General features: G+C 48.3%; 19 protein-coding genes and 1 pseudogene. 10 read left to right on the top strand and 10 right to left on the bottom strand.

Going from position 1 to position 24,623, the window contains the following annotated elements; all coding sequences use genetic code 11:
* The first annotated feature begins 155 nt into the window (after positions 1–155).
* Both METBU_RS0100600 and METBU_RS0100595 read left to right on the top strand, forming a co-directional pair.
* Positions 156–578, top strand: coding sequence for an EF-hand domain-containing protein (locus METBU_RS0100600; protein WP_017838780.1), 423 nt, complete (start codon positions 156–158; stop codon positions 576–578).
* A 151-nt stretch (positions 579–729) separates the two neighbouring features.
* Complete coding sequence (locus METBU_RS0100595) at positions 730–2,070, top strand: DUF2254 domain-containing protein (RefSeq protein ID WP_017838779.1); 1,341 nt, start codon at positions 730–732, stop codon at positions 2,068–2,070.
* Positions 2,071–2,282: 212 nt separating this feature from the next.
* Here the strand turns inward: METBU_RS0100595 and METBU_RS0100590 are convergent, their stop codons facing one another.
* Positions 2,283–3,320 (bottom strand): YihY/virulence factor BrkB family protein, encoded by a 1,038-nt coding sequence (locus METBU_RS0100590; RefSeq protein WP_235726361.1) that lies wholly within the window; start codon positions 3,318–3,320, stop codon positions 2,283–2,285.
* 733 nt (positions 3,321–4,053) lie between these two features.
* Here METBU_RS0100590 and METBU_RS0100580 point away from each other — a divergent pair.
* The 3 genes from METBU_RS0100580 (at position 4,054) to METBU_RS0100570 (ending at position 6,500) form a co-directional block, all read left to right on the top strand.
* Entirely contained in the window at positions 4,054–5,223 is a 1,170-nt protein-coding gene (locus METBU_RS0100580) for an endonuclease/exonuclease/phosphatase family protein (protein ID WP_083877578.1), read from the top strand.
* A gap of 281 nt (positions 5,224–5,504) precedes the next feature.
* Positions 5,505–5,741 (top strand): DUF2171 domain-containing protein, encoded by a 237-nt coding sequence (locus tag METBU_RS0100575; RefSeq protein WP_017838775.1) that lies wholly within the window; start codon positions 5,505–5,507, stop codon positions 5,739–5,741.
* Between the two features lie 147 nt (positions 5,742–5,888).
* A complete protein-coding gene (locus METBU_RS0100570; RefSeq protein WP_017838774.1) occupies positions 5,889–6,500 on the top strand; it encodes a DUF502 domain-containing protein in 612 nt (203 codons plus the stop codon).
* Between the two features lie 60 nt (positions 6,501–6,560).
* Here METBU_RS0100570 and METBU_RS0100565 read toward each other — a convergent pair whose 3' ends face one another.
* A complete protein-coding gene (locus tag METBU_RS0100565) occupies positions 6,561–7,619 on the bottom strand; it encodes an AI-2E family transporter (RefSeq protein WP_017838773.1) in 1,059 nt (352 codons plus the stop codon).
* Positions 7,620–8,449: 830 nt separating this feature from the next.
* Positions 8,450–8,833 (bottom strand): annotated as a pseudogene (locus tag METBU_RS22990) (DUF29 domain-containing protein); the annotation flags it as partial.
* Between the two features lie 969 nt (positions 8,834–9,802).
* Between METBU_RS22990 and METBU_RS0100550 the strand changes: the two are divergent.
* The 3 genes from METBU_RS0100550 (at position 9,803) to METBU_RS0100535 (ending at position 12,359) form a co-directional block, all read left to right on the top strand.
* Positions 9,803–10,312 (top strand): YeeE/YedE thiosulfate transporter family protein, encoded by a 510-nt coding sequence (locus METBU_RS0100550; protein WP_040575258.1) that lies wholly within the window; start codon positions 9,803–9,805, stop codon positions 10,310–10,312.
* Between the two features lie 8 nt (positions 10,313–10,320).
* Positions 10,321–10,956, top strand: a complete 636-nt coding sequence (locus METBU_RS0100545) for a YeeE/YedE thiosulfate transporter family protein (protein ID WP_083877577.1) — start codon at positions 10,321–10,323, stop codon at positions 10,954–10,956.
* Positions 10,957–11,237: 281 nt separating this feature from the next.
* Complete coding sequence (locus METBU_RS0100535) at positions 11,238–12,359, top strand: GGDEF domain-containing protein (RefSeq protein ID WP_017838768.1); 1,122 nt, start codon at positions 11,238–11,240, stop codon at positions 12,357–12,359.
* A 271-nt stretch (positions 12,360–12,630) separates the two neighbouring features.
* Here METBU_RS0100535 and METBU_RS0100530 read toward each other — a convergent pair whose 3' ends face one another.
* From METBU_RS0100530 to METBU_RS0100510, 4 genes are all read right to left on the bottom strand, one after another.
* Positions 12,631–14,493, bottom strand: a complete 1,863-nt coding sequence (locus METBU_RS0100530) for an AsmA family protein (protein ID WP_017838767.1) — start codon at positions 14,491–14,493, stop codon at positions 12,631–12,633.
* Positions 14,494–14,791: 298 nt separating this feature from the next.
* Positions 14,792–16,912: a catalase gene (locus METBU_RS0100525; RefSeq protein ID WP_017838766.1), complete on the bottom strand. Its 2,121-nt coding sequence runs from the start codon at positions 16,910–16,912 to the stop codon at positions 14,792–14,794.
* A gap of 991 nt (positions 16,913–17,903) precedes the next feature.
* Positions 17,904–18,134 (bottom strand): DUF883 family protein, encoded by a 231-nt coding sequence (locus METBU_RS0100515; RefSeq protein WP_017838764.1) that lies wholly within the window; start codon positions 18,132–18,134, stop codon positions 17,904–17,906.
* Positions 18,135–18,299: 165 nt separating this feature from the next.
* Positions 18,300–18,785: a hemerythrin domain-containing protein gene (locus METBU_RS0100510; protein ID WP_017838763.1), complete on the bottom strand. Its 486-nt coding sequence runs from the start codon at positions 18,783–18,785 to the stop codon at positions 18,300–18,302.
* A gap of 473 nt (positions 18,786–19,258) precedes the next feature.
* On the opposite strand from METBU_RS0100510, the gene METBU_RS0100505 reads away from it, so the two are divergent.
* Both METBU_RS0100505 and METBU_RS0100500 read left to right on the top strand, forming a co-directional pair.
* On the top strand, positions 19,259–19,672 hold the full coding sequence (locus METBU_RS0100505) for a BON domain-containing protein (protein WP_017838762.1): 414 nt from the start codon (positions 19,259–19,261) through the stop codon (positions 19,670–19,672).
* 17 nt (positions 19,673–19,689) lie between these two features.
* Positions 19,690–20,205, top strand: coding sequence for a hypothetical protein (locus METBU_RS0100500; protein ID WP_017838761.1), 516 nt, complete (start codon positions 19,690–19,692; stop codon positions 20,203–20,205).
* Positions 20,206–20,527: 322 nt separating this feature from the next.
* Here the strand turns inward: METBU_RS0100500 and METBU_RS0100495 are convergent, their stop codons facing one another.
* The 3 genes from METBU_RS0100495 to METBU_RS0100485 all read right to left on the bottom strand — a co-directional run bounded on the left by METBU_RS0100495 (position 20,528) and on the right by METBU_RS0100485 (position 24,328).
* Positions 20,528–22,882 (bottom strand): phosphoketolase family protein, encoded by a 2,355-nt coding sequence (locus METBU_RS0100495; protein WP_017838760.1) that lies wholly within the window; start codon positions 22,880–22,882, stop codon positions 20,528–20,530.
* Positions 22,879–23,223 (bottom strand): YhjD/YihY/BrkB family envelope integrity protein, encoded by a 345-nt coding sequence (locus tag METBU_RS0100490; RefSeq protein WP_017838759.1) that lies wholly within the window; start codon positions 23,221–23,223, stop codon positions 22,879–22,881. Before METBU_RS0100490 ends, METBU_RS0100495 begins: the two co-directional genes overlap by 4 nt.
* Before the next feature lie 334 nt (positions 23,224–23,557).
* Entirely contained in the window at positions 23,558–24,328 is a 771-nt protein-coding gene (locus METBU_RS0100485) for a PRC-barrel domain-containing protein (RefSeq protein WP_017838758.1), read from the bottom strand.
* Between the last annotated feature and the right edge of the window lie 295 nt (positions 24,329–24,623).

Genomic DNA, 24,623 nt, shown 5'->3' with positions numbered 1-24,623 from the left:
TTGAATAGAAGACTTTATGTACGATATCGCACCGACTTAAATCACGCACTAAGTTTATGATTAAATTGACTTGATGGACTCATATATAGATTTATGCTTTAGCCGTATCGAGTCAATATAAAGCTGATCGCACTTAGTAAATAAAGGAACCTATTATGAAAACCGATAAAAACATCAACGAAATGTCTAATGCTATAAATGCCGCCCCATCGAAGGCAACAGTTCGACAATGGTTTAATTTCTTCAGTCTCCCTATCTGGACGGCAATTGCCATGAGTATCAGCCTAGTCGCTGCTACCCAAACTGCAAAGGCTGAAAACACTTCCGGCGCGCAAAACTCACAAATTGATAGAAAAAGTAAACCCGTTGCTAACTCTAAAGACGGTGCAGGGGCATTGCCCACATTTGCTGAGGCTGATGTCAATGGCGATAACTACATAACTAAAGATGAATTGAAAAATTATCCTTATCTATTGCAAGTATTCGACAAAGTCGACGCAGGTGAGGATGGCAAGTTGGAACAACATGAATACCAAAACCTGATAACTGAAACCAAACGGGAAGGTCAAGTTCGGTAAATCGCGGGATTAGCATATTTACCTGGCGTCTTAAAACAGGCTTTTATTTTTAATTTTCCAGGCCTAATAATTTCGAGTAGCCTGAATGGGATCTAAATTCATTATTTTATCTGATTAGCAAGCTGAAACATCTCGCTAATCAGGAGCAACCATGAAGCTGCAATTAATCAACATCCGTGACGCGGTAGTCGATACTTTTTGGTTTCTACCCGCACTGATGGCGTTGCTTGCCGCAGGCGCGGCTTTGGCTACCATTGCTATTGACTCTGCCGTAGGTGATGCGTGGCTACGCAATACAAGCTGGGTATGGTTGGGAGGACCTGAAGGCGCGCGTAGCGTGCTGTCGGTTATTGCCGGCTCAATCATGACGGTGGTTTCAATCGTGTTCTCGTTAACGGTGACCACTCTGGCGCAAACGTCATCGCATTATGGGCCGCGCGTACTCAGGAATTTTACCGCCGATCGCGGGGTTCAATTTACACTCGGTACGTTTATCGCCACCTTTATCTATTGTCTGATGGTGTTGCGAACCGTGCGTTCTATCGAAAATAGCTTCGTGCCGTATATTTCAGTGAATATCGGCATGCTGTTGGCGCTGGTTTCGATGGCCGTGCTGATCTATTTCATTCATCACATTTCGCAAAACATTCAAGCCGAGAATCTGATCGCCAATGTGGGAGAACAATTCCTGGAATCGCTGCCGGTTTTATTCCCCGAAGGCATCGGCCGACCCAGCGACAATACCTGCTCAGAGCAATTGCCCGATGACAGTCAATGGCAAGCCGCGGATATTGTGCTATCCGCGGCAACTGGCTATGTGCAGGTCGTGGACGATGAACAGTTAATAAAGTTAGCGACGCAACACGACTTGATGCTGCAATTGGCAAGGCGCCCCGGCGGTTTCGTGACAACGACCTCGACGTTGCTGCATGTGCTGCCGCGTGCGCATATGAATCCAGATATCGAGCTTCAATTACGAGACTGCTTTAGTCTCGGAGTCCACTGCACGCCTCATCAAGACGCAAAGTATATGATGCAGCAGATGGTGGAAATCGGTGTTCATGCGCTGTCGACGGGCATCAACGAACCTTTCACCGCCTTGGCCTGTATTGATTGGATAGGCGCATCGCTATGCGGCGTGGCAAGACGCGAACTCCCCATGGCGCTACGTCAGGATGAACACGGCCGCTTACGCGTGATTGCTTGCACGCTCGATTTCGAGGAGCTGACCGATACCGCTTTTGACCAGATTCGTCTCTATGGCGCCCGCAATCCGGACGTGATGCTGCACCTTCTTAAAACCATCGGCGACATTGCGTCCGATGTGCGCCGAGACAGTGACCGCAACGCCTTAGTCCGACATGCTCAGCTGGTTGGTGAAGACGCAAGCCAAATCGTTAACCTAACCGACCGCCTGCGCGTAGCCGACCGGCTTCAAGAAACATTGATGACTCTGGTCCAGAGCCTTAGGAACGAGCATGAAATAACTTAGACAACTGTTTTGGAAGGGGGGTTGGTGGCTCGATTGACAGGTGTCGGCGGCAGGGCAGATTTTTGCTCCTGCAAAATCTGCATTCACACCATCCTTGGCTCTTAGCTGCCGCCAAGCCCCCATGGATGGGTTTACGGCGTTCCTCGACAGGCATAACCCACACCCTAAAATCGGCGAAACTGCTCAAACTGGGAATTGCTGAAATAATCTCCCTAATCCCTCTTTTTCAAAGAGGGAGACTGAATATTTATATACCTTTTACTCGCTCCATTTCCATAATTTTCAGCGATGGTTCTATCTCCATTGCCATGATTTTCAGATATGGTTCTAAGTTGATCGCGCTGGCGCAGGCTACCAAACCGCAAAGCAAACTGGCGGGTAAACTCGGCCCCAAAAAAGAAGATCTGCGCGGAATAATAGACCCAGAGTAACAGGGCGATTACTGATCCTGCTGCGCCAAAACCTGAGGTTACGCCGCTGTTACCCAGGTAAACCCCAATGACGTATTTACCAAGACTGAACAAAAAGGCCGTAAACAGCGCACCGAACCAGGCATCCTGCCAAGCCAGCGGTGCATCCGGCAGCATTTTATAAATCACCGCAAACAAGCTGGCAATGACCCCAAAGGAAATCAACCATGCCAATGGAGACAGCACCAGAGCAGCCAAACTCCAGAGCCCACCGAAGACATACTGTTTAAATACCGCCAGAGCGGTGCTGATGACCAGCGAAACCAACAATAAAAACGCTAAAACCAGAACCAGGCCAAAGCACACAACCCGGGTTTTGAATAGTACGCTGATAGAAGAGGCTTGAGGTTTATCGGTGCCCCACATTTCATCAAGGCTATCCTTTAATTCAACGAATACGCTGGTAGCCCCCAGCAGCAGCAGGAGCGTAGCAACGACCGAAGCGATAACCCCAGACTCGGAGTAGTGCGCGGCGGCCAGCACAGCACTGATAGCTTGGGCGCCATTGGGTCCTACCAACGCTTGCATCTGCGTAATAATTTCTCCTTGCGCCGCCTCTGCACCAAAGAAATAGCCTGCCACTGCAATGGTCAACACCAAGATGGGGGTCATCGAGAACAGGGTGTAAAAAGCCACGGCAGCCCCCTTACTGGCAGTGCGATGGGCCAACCAGGCGGCCAGCGATGGAGACAGTAGTACGTATCCGCAACGCATACCTTTGATTACAGCTGAAGAAGCCTGTTTTAATGAAAGCCCCTTGAAAAAATTAGTTATGTTCATAAGCATGATGCATTACCGCCCGGCATCGGCCGAGGCCGAGGAAACGTTTCGGTGCAACGGCTTGCCATGCACATCGGCGCTGTAATTTTCGGGTAATCGCTTTTCCATGTGTTTCATTTGTTGGCCTTTTTATACCCATCGTAAATCAAAATTCGGCATCGGGGTGCCCGTCACAGGACGCCGTGAATACGTCCATGTAGGCTCTATGACAGCATCTATACTGCCACGGACACCCCGGCGCCTCCATACGCTAATGCCGAAATTTGAAGTGCGATAGGTATAAATAAACATCCTTCATTCACCAAATCAAGCAGGCTAAATGCCCAGGGCCTGGATAATATGGCTGCAAAATATATAGGGCAAAATAATTACAGTCTGTTCGGTAACGCACTTACAGGGAGGCTATCGCAAATGTATAAAGGACTTTCCACCCCTATTGGTAGACCGGATCAGTGCTAACGACCGGTGACAATGACTCCGATTGGACAGGGATAATCCGCGAGGAATGTTCTACTCCAAATATTATACCCGTCGTAGATCAAAATTCGGCGCCTGGGTGTCCGCCAAAGGACGCCGTGAATACGTCCAGGCTCTACGCCAGATCCATGCTGGCAAAGCCTTTGCCGAGAACCCCGGCGCCTACTCTAGCACTGCCGAAATTTGAAGTGCGAAAAGTATAATCATCCTCAACACGCAGGGGTCACACTAAAAAATAAAGGAGCAATTTTGCATCATGCCAATAATACCTGAATGGAAAGCTCTCTATTTCCTCTGCCGCCTCGCAGTTGGTTTGCTTTCGTTGGTGTTGATCTTCGCTACCGCAGTCCCTTTACTTCGTAGCGACGCCTGGTGGATACGTGTCTTTGATTTTCCGCGCGTACAGATTGCCGCCCTGATAGGGCTGACGCTGGTAGGCTATGCGGTGCTGCATCTTTATGGGCCATTGCGGCCATGGGAATACGCGCTTGCTGCGATGGTCGGATTGGGACTCGTCTGGCAACTCTATTCCATCGCTCCCTATACGGCGATTTATTCCAAAGAAATGTCGGACAGCCACGCCGTAGACGACTCCAACCGCATATCGCTTTTGATCTTCAACGTGCTCTCCGATAATCGGGAAGTGGCAGCGCTGCGCGACCTCATTCGCGATAACGATCCCGACATCATCCTGCTAAGCGAACCGACTCAGTGGTGGCTTGAACAGCTCGCCGGCCTGGAAGACGACTATCCTTACACGCTATTCCAACCGCAGAAGAATCATTACGGAAAGCTGCTTTATTCCAGACTGGAGCTGGAAAATCCAGAGATTCGGTTTTTAATTGAGCCGGAAATTCCGTCGATTCGCACCAAGGTGCGGCTCCGGTCTGGAGCAGTCGTGACCTTCTATGGTGTGCATCCTCGCCCTCCCGGCCCCAAACGTGCCGACGATGGGGAAGACGGCGGCGTCGAGGAAGAAGACGAAAAAGAAAACGAAGACGGCGAACGCGAAGACTCAGATATGCGCGATGCCGAGTTGATGCTGGTTGCCAAAGAGGTAAAGGAACTTGGGGACGTTCCAGTCATCGTCGCCGGTGATCTCAACGACGTAGCATGGTCGCACACCACGCATCTTTTTCAGCGGATCGGTGGATTGCTCGACCCACGGGTGGGCCGGGGGTTAATCAACACCTTTGACACCAAAAGCCGCCTCCTGCGCTTTCCGCTGGATCACGTCTTCGCATCCCGGCATTTCCTTCTGGTCGAGCTGCGTAGGCTTCCCGACATCGGATCCGACCACTTTCCCTTGTTCGTGGTTCTCGACTACGATCCCGGGGCTTCCGTGGCAAACGAGGAACTCAAGCCGAACGCTAGCGATGAACAAGAAGCTGACGAAGCCATCGACAAAGGAAAGTCTAACGGCTGACAAGTCATGGGAGCGTCGACCCCGCGGAGCGATAAGCGGAACCGGAAGCGCTTATCTACCCGCACCGTTCGCGGCCGGGTAGCCGCTTCGACAAATTTGCCCCGTTCCGCTGACGAATAACCTGGGTGATTTGCTATGTGCGAAGCCGTACAGACCGATGCCATTCTTGTGTATATATTTAAAAACAGGTAATGCTTCTCAAACCTTACCTGAGCTACCGACTGTAGAATTATTAATTGTTCTCGTTCAGACTTTCAGACTATTCCAACCGGAGAAAAGCTATGATAAATACCGACCAAATTAAACCTGATATGCCCGTTGTCTGCTCCCAAGACGGTCAGTTTGCCACAGTCGACCATATGGAGGGACAGGATACGATTAAGCTGAAGAAAGATAAAACCGGTAATCATCATTACATTCCGGTAAGTTGGGTAACCTCAACTGAAAAAGGTATGGTTAAAGTAGATCGACCAGGTGACGAAGCGATGGCAGAATGGTCAACAATTTCGCCAAATTAAATAGAAGAATGACTTCGCGCCAAAAAACAGACTAAAGGCGGTGTGGCTACTTGCTTTTATTGAGAAACTGAGACTTAAAAACCACAGCGTAAAAGAATTGGCAACGCTCATTTTTAGGGTATAAATTCCGTTAATTGGACAGTTAATATGAAGCCGATCAGTAAAATTTTTTTCAAAGGGCTAATCGCTGTTATTCCCCTTACCCTCACTCTTTATTTGCTTTTCTGGTTTGCCGGCACTGTAGAATTGTGGCTGGAACATATATTCAAATTTTTCCTCCCGGACAGCTGGTATATAAGAGGCTTGGGGCTTGTATTAGGTCTTCCTCTCGTGTTTTTTTTCGGAGCCTTCCTGGAGTCTCGAACTTTCCTAAGACTATTCAATAATTTGGAAGAACTTATTGTCCAAATTCCTATTGTTAAAAGCATTTATAAATCAATACGCGATATCAGTTCTCTTTTTTCTAGCGGGAGCAAAGGGCAATTTAAACAGGTAGTTTTGGTTAAAGTACCTCACGACACTGTTCAACGAATAGGGTTTATTACTCTTACAGATTTTGAAGATGTTTTACATCCTTTTATTCCCGATGACCAGATTGCCGTATATTTACCATTAAGTTATTCGATAGGTGGCGGCACCACAATTATCATATCTCGAGAAAATGTAACAGAAATAGATATGTCTATTGAGGATGCTCTGCGTTTTGTTGCAACAGCGGGAGTTGTTGGCAATGCAAAAGATGATGAAAAAGATCGTTGAAGGGTTTGATTTCGCCCAAAAAGGAGTACTTTGAACTTAACTTTGGAGATTGACAACGTTCTAAGTTATTTTTCGTTTACTTGTCTGGATTTCTAGTCCCATGATGTCCCAACAGGTAATAAATAAAGCGGCAATAATGGGACCAAGTACAAACCCTGTTAAGGAAAACCAGGCTAATCCACCCAAAGTGGATACCAGTACCAGATAATCCGACATCTTACTGTCTTTACCTATCAGCCGTGGCCGAAGAAAATTATCTATCAAACCGATGACTAAAATACCGACACCCAAAACGATAATTGCATTTAGCGTTTGACCTTGTAAAAATAAAATTATCGCGGCGGGTGCCCAAATTAGCGTGCTACCTATCGGTAATAAAGATAAAACTATCATCAACATCCCCCATAAAAATGCAGCGGGAATACCTACAAACCCAAATAACAATCCTCCGATACTGCCTTGAATAACAGCGACGATTAAACCGCCTTTAACAGTCGCCCTAGCTACACTGGTAAAACGCTCAAATAATTCTTTTTCAATTCCGTCACCTATAGGGATTAGTGAGATGAGTTTTCTAATTATATGATGACCATCCCTCAATAGAAAAAACAAAATGTAGAAGGTCAAAGAAAATTGAACGATTAGAGCTAACAGATTCTGGGTCAATCCTGGGACTTGTTGTGCGATATATTTTATTGCTTGTGCAACGGCATTCCCTGCGGAGGCGCTTATCTCGTCAACGCTTAATGCTTCCATATATGAAAACTTATTGAATATTGGCAACAGAAACGCAAGAGTTTCTTGAAAAAATATTTGGGGATTAATTTCCCCGCCTTGAATTTTTTGATAAAGGATTGTACTTTCCTCGGTAATCATCAAAGTGATGGTCAGCAAAGGAATAACAAAAACCAGAATAATCATTATCATAGTTAAAAGTAACGGCAGTATTTCCGAATTTTTAAAATATTGTCTAATCCGCTGATAAACAGGATCAAATACTACTGCCAGAATGATGGCCCAAAAACAGGCCAATAAGAAATCTTTAATCAATAAGAAAAATGACACCGTTACTAACAATACAAAGGTCAGAAAAAGAATATAAGGGGTATTATTTTGCATTGGAAACAAGATTAAGAAATTGAATCGATTCGTAAGTATTTAGTTCCCCTCTTTGAAAAAGAGGGGAAGCCAAGTCGCCGTCTTGTTTTTGATGCATGAGGTGACAATTACAGCCAATGGGGCCTTTATACATACTACACTTGAGCACATTCATTTTTGTGGCCCTGAAATCTTAAAACCAAATTACTCGCCATCCTGAACCTTTTGATGGAAAAACCTCACCATCCAAGCTAAAGGCAAGGCGTGTATAAGGTTTGGATTGAGGTCGTGAGGTTCAGCGCAATCCTCAAGGGTGACGTCTCAGTCATACGTTGATTACCGGCAACAGTACTACATTTGGTAGTTTGGCGCTGGGTAAGTTCGCCAAGGATAAAGCCGACGCCAGCCGCCAGGAGTATAGTGGCCGGTGAGGTTAACTCTCAAAGGATGTTTCCGACCAACATGTCGGTGCTTACTTCGCCCCTTCGTTGACGGTTCACTAGCTCTCGAGCATAACTTCTCCGTATCTCGCTGCCCAGAGGGCGTGGCCTGAAAACGCCGAACGGTCGCGGAAAATTGTGGATAGCGGCTCTTACGGTGTATCACGCCTAAAAGTTGCATAAGTACGAGTAGCAAATGCAAGTAGTATGGCGCTACTCGTTGCCATGACGTCATAATCCCTCGACAGGCATACCCCACACCCTAAAATCGGCGAAACTGCTCAAACTGGGAATTGCTGCCTAAATACGGCGAATTTTTTCATACTAAAAATTACTGGGTTTTAAGCCTTGCTCTTGCAAAGAGTAATCCTGATCTGCGCTGGAAACCCGCACGCAACCTTATAATGCCATTTATTCCGGCCAGAACTCAGAGTTCATGACCTGATCGAAATCCCACGGGCATGATTCAGGAAACACGTTCAATATCCCGGTTTCGTTCTCTGCAATGCGCGCCGCATCGGCCCATGACTCCGCCCAAAACTCAGCGTTTTCAAGTTCGGGTTTTAAACTATGGGTTTTATTGAGCCTGCGCAAAATCATATTGCGCTGGTCTTTGATCGTTCGTTCCCAGCTTTTACCTCGAGGGTTGGGCTGATACCGCCATTTAATTAAGTGTGCAAGCAACACAGCCATTCTATTTTCAAATTCACGTTGCTCACTTTTGCCCACGTCTTCAATCTCATCCGCAATATGTTCAAGGTCGAGCAAGTCAAAACGGCCAGAACGAATAAACGCGGCTTGTTCATTTGCCTAGGCTATTACGTCGGTTTCGTAGCTTTGCATCAGTACTTCCCTTGTGTATCTCAATAGTATTTAGACCCTTGGAGAATACTACTCAAAAGCTAATAAAACAACCCTAATTGAGACAGAATAAAGTGCCTCAACAGAACGACTCGTATAATCGCTTCACTTCAGAAGTCGCATGCCTATTTCTTCGTCAGTGTACGGCAACGCACCGATCGCGAACGAAATTCCCGATAAGGTTCCCAGCAGTAAGTTCTTGCAGTGAATTGGGATTCTCCAAACCACTAACCCAAGTGAGTTTATGACGGCAACCATGGGTTTACGGCGTTTCTTGACAGGCATACCCCACACCCTATAATCGGCGAAACTACTCAAACTGGGAATTTCTGGGGTTTACGGTATTTCTCTAGCACCGAGCGAAAAGTCGTGGCAATGTATGGTGACGCACCGATGTTTTGCTCTACTATTGTTAACAATTTAGCTGAGGGGCTATCATTTTCTCTTCCCATAGCGATAAATGGCGAATACGACAACGGTGCATACCACACGACAAGTTAACTTTGGAGGCTACATGTTTTTTCAGCGTTTGAAGACACATATCCCGAGCGTAGTACACTACTATGTCGGCCATCTAAGGGGGAACCTCCCGCTTTCCCACGGACTGCGAAATCGTCGTGCTATGCAACATGGGCACCGCTCGAGCGTATCCGCGAACATCCTCAATCGCAATGGCTTTACACACATCCACAACATGCTTGGCGGAATATATACCCATCGCACTTCAAATTTCGGCAAAGGCTTTGACAGCAGGGATGCTGTCACAGTGCCTACATGGACGTATTCACGGCGTCCTTTGACGGACACTCCGGCGCCGAAATTTGACCAGCAAAGGGTATACACGTGGGAAAATCTGAGTATCCCGCTCGAAAAACCCGACGAAACGAAGGAGGTAAAGTGATCATGCAACATGTATCGGGTACATGGTCTCCCTACCTCGTCGGCATGCTGATCGGTCTTCTGTCAATGGCGACCTTCTATTTTTCCAACAAGCCGTTGAGCGTGTCGACCGCTTACGCCCGGCTGGCAGGACTGCTCGGAAACCTGTTTTACAGGGAGCATACCGAAAACCTAAGGTTTTATCAGGACACGAAGCCGAAGATCGAATGGGGGGTGATGCTGGTGCTCGGTATGCTCCTCGGCGCCTTCATCGCGGCAGCCACCAGTAGCGATATGACTACCGCATGGGTGCCCGCCTTGTGGGAACACCGTTTCGGTCCTTATATCTCGCTGCGTCTCGGAATGGCGTTTGTGGGCGGCGCGATCATGGCATACGGAGCCCGGCTCGGGGGCGGCTGCACCAGCGGCCACGGCATTAGCGGCGCACTACAGCTATCGGTGAGTTCGTGGATCGCGCTTGTCTGCTTCTTCGTCGCGGCCGTCTCGACCGCCCATCTGCTGTATCGCCTCTGAATAGTCCGATGAATACGCCTCTAAACCCCCTGCCCGAGAATGCCTCACCGGCGCTTGTGATCCCGGCGAAGGCACACGAAAAAAATGGCACGGACGACCCCAGCAAACCGGATTCAGCACGTCAACTCGTGCTCGGTCTTCTATTCGGCGTCGTGTTCGGCTTCCTGCTGCAGAAAGGAGGCGTGGCAAAATACGAGGTGCTGATGGGCCAGTTCTTCCTCACGGATTTCACTGTCATCAAGGTCATGCTCTCGGCAATCATCGTCGGCATGCTCGGCATTTTTTCCCTGCGCGCCCTTGGCCTGGTCAAATTGCATGTAAAGCCTACGCGCTACGCCGCCAACATTGCAGGAGGACTGCTCTTCGGTGTCGGGCTCGGCGTGCTCGGCTACTGCCCGGGGACCAGCATCGTTGCGCTGGGTCAGGGCAACTACGACGCGATCGCAGGTATCCTCGGCCTGATGGCGGGCAGTTATTTCTATGCTGAAACATCGGGCTACCTCGCTTCGACGATCGAGAAAATCGGCAACCGCGGCGGCATCTTACTGCCGGATTTGCTGGGGATGCGTCTCGCTGTTTTTCTTGCGGTGTTCGTCCCTCTGCTCATCCTGGGCCTGTGCGTCATGGCAAAGCTGGCGCCATGAAAGTACGTCCATCCGGTTACGGAGGATCCAGTGAACATCTTTTACTTTGGCCTGGCAGGCATTTTCTCTTTCGCGGTATCCTTTGACGGGCACCCCGTCACCTCCTAAGGCTCTGCCGAAATTTGAAATGCAAAGGTATATTCTGAGATGAAAAAGCCGGATAAGCACAACAAAACCGATTGTAAAATCAAAAAACTACGCCTAAGCAATCATTGGAATTATTACGTCGACATGCCTTATCGATCAGGTTGGCTAGCGCACAGAATTTAAGGGGATTTTTCATGCAGTCATTTCAATGGGGGGAAATGTATCTAACCGGATTAGAAGTTGTTGACGAGCAACATCATAAATTGGTGGATATGATAAATGAGTTTGGCGAGCTATTAACAGAAAATAAGTTAAAGCTGGACGATATCGAGAGTTTGTTGAGTCGGCTGGCTGATTACGCTCAATATCATTTTCAAAATGAGGAAAAGATTATGTTGGAGTTTGGGATTGATGCCAGACATTTTCAATTCCATAAAAAAAATCACGATATATTTATACAGCAAGTGCTTGAGATGAGTTCAGAGCTTCGTTTTGTAGCTGCAGTAGGTGCCAAGCAATTATTAAAATTTCTGACGAATTGGCTGGCCTATCATATCCTGGGTGTGGATCAGGATATGGCGCGGCAATTGGCCGCAATACAGACCGGCGCTTCCGCCAATGACGCTTATCTGGCAGAGGAAACAAATCGTTTACAATCAACAGAGCCTTTATTAGCGGCATTGGTGTGCTTGTTCGAACAGTTGAGCGAGCAGAATCAGGCTTTACTGGAAATGAACAAAACGCTAGAAATGAAAGTTCAGGAAAGAACACAGGCCCTGACCGATGCCAATGTCCAGTTGGAAAAAATTGCCATGACGGACGCGTTGACAGGACTACCCAATCGCCGTTATGCCATGGGTGTATTGCGTCAACTTTGGGATACGGACTATAGCCCGACCTCATCCTTGGCGTGCATGATGATCGATGCCGATGGTTTTAAACAGATTAATGACAATTATGGCCATGAATCCGGCGATATTGTGTTGCAGGCTTTGGCTCGGGAGTTGAATCATAGTGTTAGAAACGACGACATTGTTTGTCGGTTAGGTGGTGATGAATTTATCATTATTTGTACGGATACACCGTTAAATGGGGCGATGTATTTAGCAAAATTGGTAAGAAAAGTGGTTGCCGAAATGAGAGTCAAAGCTGGAATGGGAGTTTGGAAGGGTAGCATTAGTATCGGCGTTGCCGTTCGGGATCAGGCAATGGAAGGTCCAGATGCTCTTTTAAAGGCTGCGGATGATGGGGTTTATATGGCAAAACACGATGGTAGAAATTGCGTCAGAAGTATTCAGGTTGCAACTAAAGATTAGTGCTTAATTGCATAAATAGGCGATATAAAATTCAATCTTAACATATTGATTATAATTGACTTTCTATTTTCACGAATTATCGCAATTAAGCATTAGCATGTGAATGTTGGGAGATTAGCTCATGGATAGTTTCACAACCAAAACCAGCCTGTAGTGAACAAATAATTTCGAACAACCCGAATGGTCGCACAGTGGCCAATTGGGTCAGATCGTCAATGGCTGCTTTCAATGCAAAAGCTGGGTTACGTGTTGTTAAAACGAGCACCCATGGTTAATCCTTTGCTTGACGTATCATTTTCTGGCAATCGATGTTTTGAACCTGGCCAATATCTATTGGTGGGAGCATCATAAGAGTAGATAAAGGATTAATTGAAAATTTTGGGTTTAAAATAGTACCGGAAAAATTTAAGGTTGAACGCAGGGTAAGCGGACTAAAATCACGAGGGTAAGGGGTTATAGCAAGCTCAAAAGTTTCGTTTTTAAATGACAGATGGCTATTTCCGCGAATCACACTATCCTGGGTATTGAGCAATAAAGTTTTTGCCTGGGCAATTCCATTTTTAATATCGACATCGACAACGGCGCAGTAAATAGGAATTTGAATATCTCCCAAGATATAAAAGCCAAGAGCTTGGAAAATATCTAAACCTATCAACTCAACTATCAACGCGCTAATTTTGCCATCGACTTGCACTAAATAAGCTTCTCCATTGGAGCTTGAAAGTATATCTTTAAGCGAATTGCCAGACCCTTTTATTTTCAATTTGCCGTTAATGTTCCCCAACGTTTTCTCAATGTCATTAACTTTCCTGATAAGCTTGCTCAAAGACAGATCAATCACTTGAATTTGAATGTCAACCTCTGCCGGGTCAACAGATCCATAAGCTGACATCCAAAGGTCCACCCTGCCCTCGTCAATTCCGAAGGTGACAGGTTCGAACTTCAATACTCCGTTGTTGAGCGATAATTTTCCGTCAAAATTTGTTAGTGGAACGTCCTTGTTAATGATATTCGTCGCACGAAGTCGAGCCTTACCATTCGCTGCACGAAGTTGTTTTAGGTTGAAATGATGATCAGGTATCAAAGAATCATCTTCCGTATCAATCTGATTTGGAAGGTTAGGTTCGCCGCCGATAAATCCGCTTAAATCTGCAAGGTCAAGTGTTTTGGCGAACAAGTCCATATCGAAATGCAAAGGTTCAAGTTTTGGATTGATTAGGACTGTTCCTTGCAAATCACTTTGGCCAATTTCACCCTTAAAGTGGTCAAAACGCCAAGTGGTATCATGACGGCTTAAATTTCCCGCTATTTTATAGGCTGGGCTGGGCGGTAAAGGGATACCGGTTAGAGGAAATAATTCAGAAATATCAGGCCCTTTGATTGAAAGGTTAAGCTTAAGATCGGGTACCTGCAGGGGATTACTCACTGTGCCGCGAATTGCTATTTCAGTTTTGCCAAAAGCCATATTCAACTTGACAGGATAAGGTTTCTTTACTGAGCGCAATTCTGAATATGAACCAGCAGAAGCTTGCAGATTTAGCGTTTTGTGTTGGTAACTTCCCTTACTCTCAAGGATAATCGGCAGTTGCCAGCCACCAGAGCCTTTTAAGACATCTATTTCCCCTTCAAAATTCATGTCACGGATTTCATCATAATATTGAAATCCTCCAGAAATAATATGCACATTTTCTAAAATAACCGGTAACTCAAGCACGTTTGAATCCGCTTTCCGGTCAGAAAAATTCCAGTTAGCATCACCTTTCTTATTTTTTAATAAAAATAACTTTGGCTTGCTAATGCTTAAATCATTAATAAAGATATCGCCATCAAATAGCCTTAGTATGGAAATTTTTAATGACAATTGATCGATTTGTGCAACATTTACAGGCTTCGCCCAAGCCGTATTTTTGATGGAAATATTATTAAGCGTCAGTTCAGGCTGCCAGCCTATTTCCAAAAAAGTTTCACCTTTTATATCAAGTTTTAGCTTTTCGGTATTAACGATAGTCTCAATAAACCTTGTTCTAACGGTATTGGAATAGCCAAAACTTAGTAGAATACTTCCAAAGGCAAAGAACCCGATGAGTAAAATGACTAATAATATACGGGTTATGGTTATCAGTTTGAAGTTCATTGGCTCTATTTATACCTTTCGCACTTCAAATTTCGGCAGTGTCTAAGGAGGCATTGGGGTATTTGGCAAAGGCTTTGCCAGCATGGAGCTGGCATAGAGCCTACCGGGACGTATTAACGGCGACCTTTGACAGGCACCCCAATGCCGAATTTTGATCTACGAGGGTATCAATCCTAACGGAAACTGGATTAGAACAAATGAATAAATCTCAATAATGCCACCTTTAACAACCCAGATGCTTTTAATACTTAACGCACGGCAGTTAAAGGTGGGACACATCCTGTGGCAGGTGTATTCATCAAGCCAGTGTTCTGATTTTTGTTTCGCGGGCCCACTGACGGGTCTTGGCAGCGGCAATAAAGCTAAAGCGATCCAGGGTATCGATGGCAATCACACCGGCGTCTGGTTCGATCCCCGCTGTTTTTAGCAAAGCATCCCCGCCCTTGTCCACGCCAATTGCTTTAAGATGACCGAAGGCGTCGCGCGCGAAATCGATGGCGGCGGCTTCCTTGCCCAATAAAGCGGCGGCTTCGTCGGAGAGAATGATGGCGACCGCGTCGAACATCACCGACGGCGTTCCGGCTAATTGCCCGTCGACTTTCAAAAGCGAGCCATCGGCGAGCTTCGCTTCGCCAATTTTAGCGGCGATAATCTTCACTTTTGCGCCGGCTTCAGCGACCGCCTCTTTGACCGCTTCGATGGTGACCGCGTCCGACCCGTCCGCTATCAATATCCCGACTTCACGGCCCTCAAGCGTGCTCTTCATCTTGCCGATAAGTTGCAGCGCCGGGGATAGGTCTAAATCCTGAACGGCAACAGCAGTAGTAGGCGCTTGCGGCAGCTCGACCATACCGAGCCAGTAGGCAACCCGTTGTGCGAGGCCGTCTTCGATATGGCGTAGGTGACCGACCATAGCCTCACGGATATGCGGATGCTCGACCTTCGATAATTCAAAGACCAACGCCGAAGCTATATGCGCCTGTTCATAGACCGATTGACTGCGATAAAACTGCCGTGCCTGACTGTAATGATCGGCAAAACTCTCCGCTCGAATCCTCCCCTTTACGCCACTCTCGGCCAACGCCGCGCTGTAAAAGCCTGCCTCCGGTTGTTCGCGCGGAGAATCTGCCGCTAGGGTATTCGGTTCGTAGGACACGCGTCCGGTCGGCTGCGCCATTTGCATATGACCGTCGCGCTGGTGATTGGCGAACGGACACTGCGGTGCATTGACCGGTATCTGGTGAAAATTCGCCGACCCCAGACGGGATAACTGTGTGTCCAGATATGAGAACAATCGCCCCTGCAATAACGGATCGTTCGAGAAATCGATACCGGGCACGACATGGGACGGACAAAATGCCACCTGTTCAGTCTCCGCAAAAAAATTGTTCGGCCAGCGGTTGAGCACCATGCGTCCGATAACTTGCAACGGCACCCATTCTTCCGGTATCAATTTGGTCGAATCGAGATGATCGAACGGGAAGGCATCGGCCTCTTCCTGGGAGAATAGCTGCACCGCCAATTCCCATTCCGGAAAATCCCCGGCACTGATCGCTTCAAATAAATCACGGCGATGAAAGTCGGGATCGGCGCCGGCAATCTTGACCGCCTCGTCCCAGAGGGTCGATTGCAAACCGAGTTTCGGCCGCCAATGGAATTTTACGAAGGTCGATTCGCCCGCGGCATTCACCAGACGAAAACTATGTACGCCAAAACCCTCGATCATCCGTAGCGAGCGAGGCAAGGTGCGGTCGGACATGATCCACATCACCATATGCATTGCTTCCGGTGTCAGAGAGATATAGTCCCAGAAAGTGTCATGCGCCGTCGCTGCCTGAGGAAAGCCGCGGTCGGGTTCCATTTTCACGGCATGAACGAGGTCGGGAAATTTGATGGCATCCTGAATGAAAAACACGGGGATATTATTGCCGACCAAATCCCAATTGCCCTCTTTCGTGTAAAATTTGACGGCGAAGCCGCGAACATCGCGGGGAGTATCTCGCGAGCCGGACCCGCCTGCTACGGTTGAGATGCGTGTGAACAGGGGCGTTTGTTCGCCAACTTCAGTCAGCACTTTGGCGGTCGTGTATTGCTCCAAGGATTGGGTCAGTTCGAAAAAGCCGTGTGCGCCGGTACCGCGGGCATGGACGATACGCTCGGGAATTCGCTCATGGTCGAAATGGGTGATTTTTTCCCGTAGGATGAAATCTTCCAGCAACGTCGGACCGCTCGGATTGGCTCTCAGGGAGTTCTGATTGTCGGAAATCGGCAAACCCTGATTGGTTGTCAACGCCGGTTGATCGCCGGTGGCCGTCTGGTGCCACTCTCCGCCGCTACCGATTGAAACGGTTACTTCTTCCGGCCCGGACTTTGCCGGTTTGCCCTTGACGGGTTGAGACCCTGTATTTGCTTTAGTCATTATGAATCTCCAATTGATTTTCTGCGACGGCAGCGTGTTGCCGAGGCGCTGTGGGTAATAAACCTAAAAAGAGCAGTTGAGAGCCTCAAACTACCGTTCGCCCTGAGCCCTTCGGTTACGCTCAGGAGAGCCCCTTCGGCTACGCTCAGGAGAGCCATGTCGAAGGGTGAACGGTAGTTTGAGGCTTCACCAGGCCGGTGAAAGTGTTGTAGACCCTTCATGCTTAGACTTTGCTCAGCACGAACGGTCTACAACACATGCCAACTGCTCTTTCTAGGATAAAAAGTCACTTTTAAAAAACGGTCTCGCATTGGAAGATTAAGTCCGAGCAGCAAATGCAAGTACTATGGCGCTACTCGTAACCATGACGTTATGATCGACGAGTTCAAGCACGGCGGCTACCATGAGTCCTAGCCAGGCACCGATCAGCAACGCACCAACCATCACTCCTGTCACGATCATGTCCACCAAGCCATTGCCCACCCGCTACGTCTCCAGAGCAAAAGGCCGGAATCGATCGAGGGTTAGCCCGCGCAACTAATGCCCTAGCGGTTGCTCTTCTTTCAGCACGCCGGAACCGCTCACCGTATCACCGCGCGCTGCAGCATGCCCGAAAGTTTCATCCTCTATACACCTATCGCACTTCAAATTTCGGCATTACTCCCTTTTGATTGAAAAACCGTCTAAGAATAAGAGGTATGGGATGTGTCTATCGAGGACCGCCGTAAACCCATCCATGGGGGCTTGGCGGCAGCGATCCCTGCTGCCGACATCCTCGCTAGCCATACCCCATACCTTCATAAAGTTAACTAATTTTTGAGTATAAAGGGAGTAGCGTATGGAGGCGTCGGGGTGTTCGCAAAGGCTTTGGCAGCATGGATGCTGTCATAGAGCCTACATGGACGTATTCACGGCGTCCTTTGACGGGCACCCCGACGCCGAAATTTGACTAGCAAAGGGTATAGTATCCGGATCCATAAGGTTTGACGGTTTACCGAGCGCTAACCACGCGACTCAGCAGAAAGCCGGCCGCCACTGCGATACTCAGCGATGTTATAGGGTTGTCGCGAACATAACCGCGGCAATTTTTCATCAATTGCTGCTCGGTTTTTTTCAGTTGCTCGCCTTTTTCGCCAAGCGTTTCCGCAACCTGGCTGGTTGCATCGGCGATATTATCGTAAGCCGCATGTGCGGAATCGGATACTTTGTCTTTAATTTCCATTGTATTTTCCTCGTCTATTTAAGTTGTTTTTCATTCTTGTCTTTCTTCGCGACTCCCGCGCCAATGCCAATATCGGCTCGGGAATTCATCAAGCCGCTGGGTGGCCTAAGCAGGATGCGCTGTCGGCAACACTCAACGCGATTGAGCTTTCTTGGCCTTAAACGGCTATTCGGCTTCGCCTCTCTCCGCCAGTAACTCGCGCTTGCGTTGCATCAATGCTACACCTAGAGCGTCTATGTCCACCCTGGCTTTCTTTGCCTTGGGAAACATTTTGTCCTCTACTTCCTTTACATGATGATCGAACATTTCGCCGAGCACGGTAACCGTTGCGTCGTAGTGATCGTGTGCCGGTTCCATAGCATGTAATTGCGCGATGAGGCTCTTGACTCCGGCATGCTCTACGTGAGCTTCGTCCATCAAATCGTTGTCCTTGATGACGGCGCGAACCGCCGGGTAAAAGATTTTTTCTTCGGCTTGGGCATGTATGGTCAGCGCCAGGCATATCGCCCGAACCGCTTCTGCTTTTGCTTTATCGGTGCCGTCGCCCTTGGCGAGTTTGGCAAAATCCGCAAACAGTTTTTTTACTTTCTTGTGGTCTTCAGTGAGTAACGCGATGGCGTCATCATCGTGTTGCTTGGCGGATTTAGGCATAACTTTGTCCTCAGAAAATCTAAAGGTCTGACTTGGGGGCAAGTCACACGGCTCTATACGGCAGCGAAATGTAGCGGGCTGTCAACCTCGCAGGACTGGCTCGGAGGTATGCCCCCGGGCGATAGTTCGTCTCGTTTGCCGTTATATTAGGACTGTCTGTCCGCTAAGTCTGTTCGTTATCAAACATATACCCATCGCAGATCAAAATGATTTTCAAAAAAACTGAGTTTGGGCAGATAAAACAATCATCTTCAATGTGCGACACCGCACCGACTTTAAGACCATTTTCCCGGAAACTTTATTCTAGCTTGCATCATGATGTCTTCAATCAGCCTGTTTGAATGTAAGCCAGAGTCGATGAAAGATTCCGTTTGTGTTAGGTAAAGTGGTGATCATTTGTTAAATCACTGGGATAAATCCGATTCCAAACAACTTATTTCGAAAAAGAAACAGTCACTATTTAGGAGCTCACTATGTCTACACGATTACCGTTAGTACTATTCACTTTAACCGCTAGCCTAATACTGATAACCGGTACCGTTAAAGCCGAACAGAACACCGTCATCTATTTGGCGGCCGACTCCAGTTCGAAAATGGACAATACCGAACGCAATGTTCGCGACAGAGATGACGCCAATTTAACCCCGGAAGATCAAAAAGAATCCAAAGGTGATATCGACATCACAGCTACCATACGTCAAGCCGTCGTTAGGGATGAATCGCTTTCACTCAACGCAAAGAATGCAAAAATCATAACTCGTCATGGAGTCGTGACTTTGCGAGGACTGGTTGAAAGTGAAGCAGAACGTTTGACACTGCAACAAATCGCCACGCAAACACCCGGCGTAGTGCAGATAGATAATCAACTTGAAATTAAAGCGCCGTAAAGGTTCTGGAGAACGACATGAGTAAAGCAGTTTTTTGTATCGCCCAAAGTACAGAGCAGGCAGAAAGCATTGTTAATGACCTGAATGCCGCAGGTTTTTCCCACAGTGACATATCAGTTTTGTTTCCCGACAAATCCTCCACCCAGGATTTTGCGTATGAAAAGCACACCAAATCTCCGGAAGGGGCTGCTATTGGTGGGTCAGTGGGTTTAGGCACCGGCGGTGTGCTCGGTTTGCTAGCCGGAATCGGCGCTTTGGCTATTCCAGGAGTGGGGCCCTTTATCGCCGCCGGACCCATTATGGGCGCCTTGAGCGGAGCCGCAGTAGGCGCGGCCGCAGGTGGGTTGACGGGGGCTTTAATCGGACTGGGTATTCCGGAGTATGAGGCCAAACGCTATGAAGGAAAAATCAAGGGAGGTAGTGCCTTGATTTCAGTCCATACAGGAAGCAGCGAAGAGGTTGATAAAGCGAAAAAGATCTTCGAGCAGGCTCATGCAGAAGACATTTCCTCAACTGGGGAAGCATCTTGCTAATCAACCTTAGTTCGGGATATACCCTTTGCTGGTCAAATTTCGGCGCCGGGGGGTGTCCGTCAAAGGACGCCGTGAATACGTCCATGTAGACTCTGTGACAGCATCCCTGCTGTCAAAGCCTTTGCCGAACACCCCGGTGCCTCCATACGTCAATGCCGAAATTTGAAGTGCGATAGGTATAAAAATACAGTATTCCAAATAGTTAAGGTGGTCTCAGGTAGCGCTGAAAGAAGTGTGCGCAGCAGGGATGCTGCGCTCAAGCCTTGTATGATTAATTTGAATGAATCGTAGCCAGGAAACACTTTTCACACCACTCTCACGATTATCCTTTCCATTTCCAGTGACGAATTTCCGGCATATCCTCGCCATGCTTCCTGATGTATTGTTTGTGTTCGATGAGCTTGTCTCGCATGGCTTGCTTGGCGTAGGCAGCCCGAGCTCCCAATTGCGGGAGGCGGTCAATGGCATCGCCAAACAAATGAAACCGGTCCAGGTCGTTCAATACCGTCATGTCGAAGGGCGTAGTGGTGGTGCCTTCTTCTTTGAAACCGCGCACATGCAGGTTCGAGTGGTTACTGCGACGATAGGTCAACCGATGAATGAGCAATGGATAACCGTGGAAGGCGAAGATGATCGGCTTATCCTTGGTAAAAAGTAAATCGAAATCTTTGTCGCTCAGACCATTCGGATGTTCGCTTTGGGTCTGGAGTTTCATCAAATCAACTACATTAATCACCCTAACCTTCAGCTCTGGGAAATATTCCCGCAACAACTCGACGGCGGCCAAGGTTTCTAGCGTCGGTACGTCGCCGCAGCATGCCATGACAACATCCGGTTCGCCATCCTGATCGTTGCTGGCCCACGGCCAAATACCCAAACCAGCGGTACAGTGTTTAATTGCCTCATCCATGTCTAACCACTGCAGAGAGGGTTGCTTGCCGGCAACGATAACGTTGACATAGTTGCGGCTACGCAGGCAATGATCCGTTACCGAGAGCAGCGTATTCGCGTCGGGCGGCAGAAAGACACGAATGACTTCCGCCTTTTTGTTCACGACATGGTCCATGAAGCCTGGATCCTGATGACTAAAACCGTTATGATCCTGTCGCCAGACGTGCGAAGAAAGCAGATAGTTCAAAGATGCAATCGGGCGGCGCCATGGAATCTGATTCGAGACCTTGAGCCATTTGGCATGCTGGTTGAACATCGAATCAATGATGTGGATAAACGCTTCGTAGCAGGAGAAAAATCCGTGACGCCCAGTCAGCAGGTAACCTTCGAGCCAACCCTCGCACTGATGCTCGCTCAATATCTCCATCACCCGGCCATCAGGGGCAACATGATCGTCGCCGGGCACAATTTCCGCGGTCGAACAACGGTTCGTCACTTCGAACACAGCGCCCCAGCGGTTTGAATTCGTTTCGTCCGGACTAAAGATACGGAAGTTTTCAGGGTTCCGTTTGATCACGTCGCGGATAAATTCCCCTTGCACTCGGGTGGATTCGGCCTCCACGTTTCCCGGCTTGGACACCTTAACCTCGTAGTCGTGAAAATCAGGCAGATGCAGTTGCTGTAACAAGAGCCCTCCGTTGGCGTGTGGATTGGCGCTCATGCGCCGCTCACCGGCCGGCGCCAATTCAGCCAATTCGGCAACCAATTTCCCGGTCTTGTCGAACAATTGCTTCGGATGGTAGCTTTTCAACCACTTTTCCAGAATCTTCACATGCCCCGCTTCACTCATGTCGCCCATCGGAACCTGATGCGATCGAAATGTTCCCTCGGTAGGTTTGTCATCGACTTCCTTAGGGCCGGTCCAGCCTTTCGGTGAGCGCAAGATGATCATAGGCCAATTCGGACGTTTCTTGAATCCGTTGGCGCGGGCTTCAGTTTGGATGCGTTGGATCTCGCCGACCACAGTGTCCAGCGTAGCCGCCATCAGCTGATGCATCGCCATCGGATCCTCGCCTTCGACGAAATACGGCGTGTAACCGAGGCCACGAAACATCGCGTCCAGTTCGTCATGCGGAATGCGCGCCAAAACCGTGGGGCCGGCAATTTTATAGCCATTCAAATGCAGGATGGGCAACACGGCACCGTCGTGGACCGGATTGAGAAATTTATTCGAATGCCAACTGGCAGCCAGAGGACCGGTCTCTGCTTCACCATCGCCGACGACACAAGCAACGATCAGATCGGGATTGTCGAACGCTGCCCCGTAGGCATGCGACAGCGAATAACCCAGCTCGCCTCCCTCGTGAATCGAGCCCGGTGTTTCAGGTGCAACGTGACTCGGTATGCCGCCGGGGAAGGAAAACTGTTTGAACAGCCGTTTCATCCCCGACTCATTTTGGGCGATATTGGGATACACCTCGCTGTAGGTACCCTCTAGATAGGCATTCGCCACCAGCGCGGGTCCGCCATGCCCCGGCCCGGTAATGTAGATTACGTTTAGATCATGCATCTTGATAACACGGTTCAAGTGGACGTAGGCAAAGTTTAGCCCCGGCGTCGTGCCCCAGTGCCCAAGCAGGCGCGGTTTGATGTGCGCCTGCTTGAGCGGCTTCTTCAACAGCGGATTGTCATAGAGATAAATCTGACCAACCGATAGATAGTTTGCTGCACGCCAATAGGCGTCAATTTTCCTCAGCAATTCAGGATTCAGAGTTTGTGTATTCATGGTTTATTGTCCTGTGTTAAGCGCGCCATAGGGAGTTTCTCGGTGCTACGTTCTTCGGCCTGAGCGGCGCACAAGCAAGCGCCGAAGATAAAAATGCACCCGAAAAGGTAAATCCACAGCAGTAAAGCCATGATCCCGCCGAACGCCCCGTAAACCGCATTCAACGTGGCGAAGCCCTTGAGGTAAACGAAGAGATGTTCCGCTGCGTACAACATTGCCGTAGCGCACAAAGCGGCAATCCAGACTTCGGCAAAGCGCGTGGGACGGCGCTGTATATTAAGGAGAAGGACAGCGTGCTGTGCCGATAGTCCTGCTTCTGAAGATTTGAGCTGTACCTGCATTTCCTCGGCAGTGCCTGAGGAGGTGCCGGGGTGTTCGGCAAAGGCTTTGATAGCATGGATGCTATCATAGAGCCTACATGGACGTATTTACGGCGTCCTTTGACGGGCACCCCGGCACCGAAATTTGACAAGCAAAGGAATATGCACAAAATAACTTATACAAGTAGTAGGCTTTGTGGCGGTTTGGTGACTCGCTTGACAGGACGCCGTGAATACGTCCATGTAAGCTTGACGGCAGCTATCCCTGCCGCCGACACCTGTCAATCGAGCCACCACCCCCCCTTCCGACAGTTGTCTAAATTATTTCATGCTCGTTCCAAAGGGTATAATTACTTCAACGGGAATGCGTCTTGGAAACCGTCTCATCGATCCAGTATCCTTGGCAACCGTAATGTTGATACAGTTCTGTCTCATAATCTCTGGTCAGCAGAGATTTCTCCGTATATTCCGGTGACTGTTTGATGGTCTCGCATGAAAGAGTAATGAAAACTGTCAACTCACCCCAACTAACCCGCTCAATCCATTTCGGTGAAACCAGGACCTTTTTTCCCGGCCACCAGTTTTGCGTATCGATGATTAAATAACGAATTGCCCAGGTCTCATCATCGATAATAAAATCCTCGACATGACCAATATTTCCGTCAGTAGCTTGAATGTTATGCCCCATCACATCGTGAGTACTGCGCAAATTGGGATCCCACTCTTCTTCATCTTGTTTTAGTTCTTTCCATATCTCAGGGTCATGCACAATGTAGGGATAAGATCCCCACATATATGAGCCGTTCCAATACATCGGCCATCCGTAATACCCGTAGTAGTTCTGTTCGAATTGTCTCGAGACAGGCTTGTCACTATCCAAGGATGGGCTGTCTTCAATCTGCTTTTTGGTCAAATTAATGGTGATGAACTGTTCTTCTTTATTCACTGCGGCCAACGCATACGGAGAGATCAAAACCCGTTTGCCGGTAAGCCAGTTGCCTGTGTCGGCGACCAAATAGCGAATCGTCCAGTACCGGTCATCGAAGTAGAATTCTTCCACTTCCCCTATTTCCCCATCGAGGCTGTGCAATTTGTAACCTTTTAGTGTTTTGGCTATGTTGAGCATGGTAGTAGTACTCCTGGTTTTTTTGAGTTTGATTTTGCAAACTATTGTCGTCCGACTGACAGTCGCACTAGAAAAATCGCTACTTTTTTATTCACACCTATACCCATCGCAGATCAAAATTCGGCGCCGGTGTGCCAGTCAAGGGACCGCAGTGAATACGTGCCTGTAGACTCTCTATGGAATATGCACAAAATAACTTCTACAAGTAGTAGGCTTTATGGCGGTTCGTTAACTCGCTTGACAGGACGCCTGTGAATACATCCATGTAGGCTTGACGGCGGAATCTGATTGCCAT

The organism is Methylotuvimicrobium buryatense 5G (genome assembly GCF_000341735.1).
In the GTDB taxonomy this organism is placed as follows: domain Bacteria; phylum Pseudomonadota; class Gammaproteobacteria; order Methylococcales; family Methylomonadaceae; genus Methylotuvimicrobium; species Methylotuvimicrobium buryatense.
Note: the sequence above shows the minus strand (reverse complement) of the source record. Positions and strands in the feature narration are given on the sequence as shown.

Bases quoted from the DNA above. Each gene is read 5' to 3' on its own strand.
- METBU_RS0100530 (WP_017838767.1), bottom strand. From the start codon at position 14,493: ATGAACTTCAAACTGATAACCATAACCCGTATATTATTAGTCATTTTA.
- METBU_RS0100595 (WP_017838779.1), top strand. From the start codon at position 730: ATGAAGCTGCAATTAATCAACATCCGTGACGCGGTAGTCGATACTTTT.
- METBU_RS0100525 (WP_017838766.1), bottom strand. From the start codon at position 16,912: ATGACTAAAGCAAATACAGGGTCTCAACCCGTCAAGGGCAAACCGGCA.
- METBU_RS0100510 (WP_017838763.1), bottom strand. From the start codon at position 18,785: ATGCCTAAATCCGCCAAGCAACACGATGATGACGCCATCGCGTTACTC.
- METBU_RS0100565 (WP_017838773.1), bottom strand. From the start codon at position 7,619: ATGCAAAATAATACCCCTTATATTCTTTTTCTGACCTTTGTATTGTTA.
- METBU_RS0100495 (WP_017838760.1), bottom strand. From the start codon at position 22,882: ATGAATACACAAACTCTGAATCCTGAATTGCTGAGGAAAATTGACGCC.
- METBU_RS0100485 (WP_017838758.1), bottom strand. From the start codon at position 24,328: ATGCTCAACATAGCCAAAACACTAAAAGGTTACAAATTGCACAGCCTC.
- METBU_RS0100535 (WP_017838768.1), top strand. From the start codon at position 11,238: ATGCAGTCATTTCAATGGGGGGAAATGTATCTAACCGGATTAGAAGTT.
- METBU_RS0100600 (WP_017838780.1), top strand. From the start codon at position 156: ATGAAAACCGATAAAAACATCAACGAAATGTCTAATGCTATAAATGCC.
- METBU_RS0100550 (WP_040575258.1), top strand. From the start codon at position 9,803: ATGCAACATGTATCGGGTACATGGTCTCCCTACCTCGTCGGCATGCTG.
- METBU_RS0100580 (WP_083877578.1), top strand. From the start codon at position 4,054: ATGCCAATAATACCTGAATGGAAAGCTCTCTATTTCCTCTGCCGCCTC.
- METBU_RS0100570 (WP_017838774.1), top strand. From the start codon at position 5,889: ATGAAGCCGATCAGTAAAATTTTTTTCAAAGGGCTAATCGCTGTTATT.
- METBU_RS0100490 (WP_017838759.1), bottom strand. From the start codon at position 23,223: ATGCAGGTACAGCTCAAATCTTCAGAAGCAGGACTATCGGCACAGCAC.
- METBU_RS0100505 (WP_017838762.1), top strand. From the start codon at position 19,259: ATGTCTACACGATTACCGTTAGTACTATTCACTTTAACCGCTAGCCTA.
- METBU_RS0100545 (WP_083877577.1), top strand. From the start codon at position 10,321: ATGAATACGCCTCTAAACCCCCTGCCCGAGAATGCCTCACCGGCGCTT.
- METBU_RS0100500 (WP_017838761.1), top strand. From the start codon at position 19,690: ATGAGTAAAGCAGTTTTTTGTATCGCCCAAAGTACAGAGCAGGCAGAA.
- METBU_RS0100590 (WP_235726361.1), bottom strand. From the start codon at position 3,320: ATGAACATAACTAATTTTTTCAAGGGGCTTTCATTAAAACAGGCTTCT.
- METBU_RS0100575 (WP_017838775.1), top strand. From the start codon at position 5,505: ATGATAAATACCGACCAAATTAAACCTGATATGCCCGTTGTCTGCTCC.
- METBU_RS0100515 (WP_017838764.1), bottom strand. From the start codon at position 18,134: ATGGAAATTAAAGACAAAGTATCCGATTCCGCACATGCGGCTTACGAT.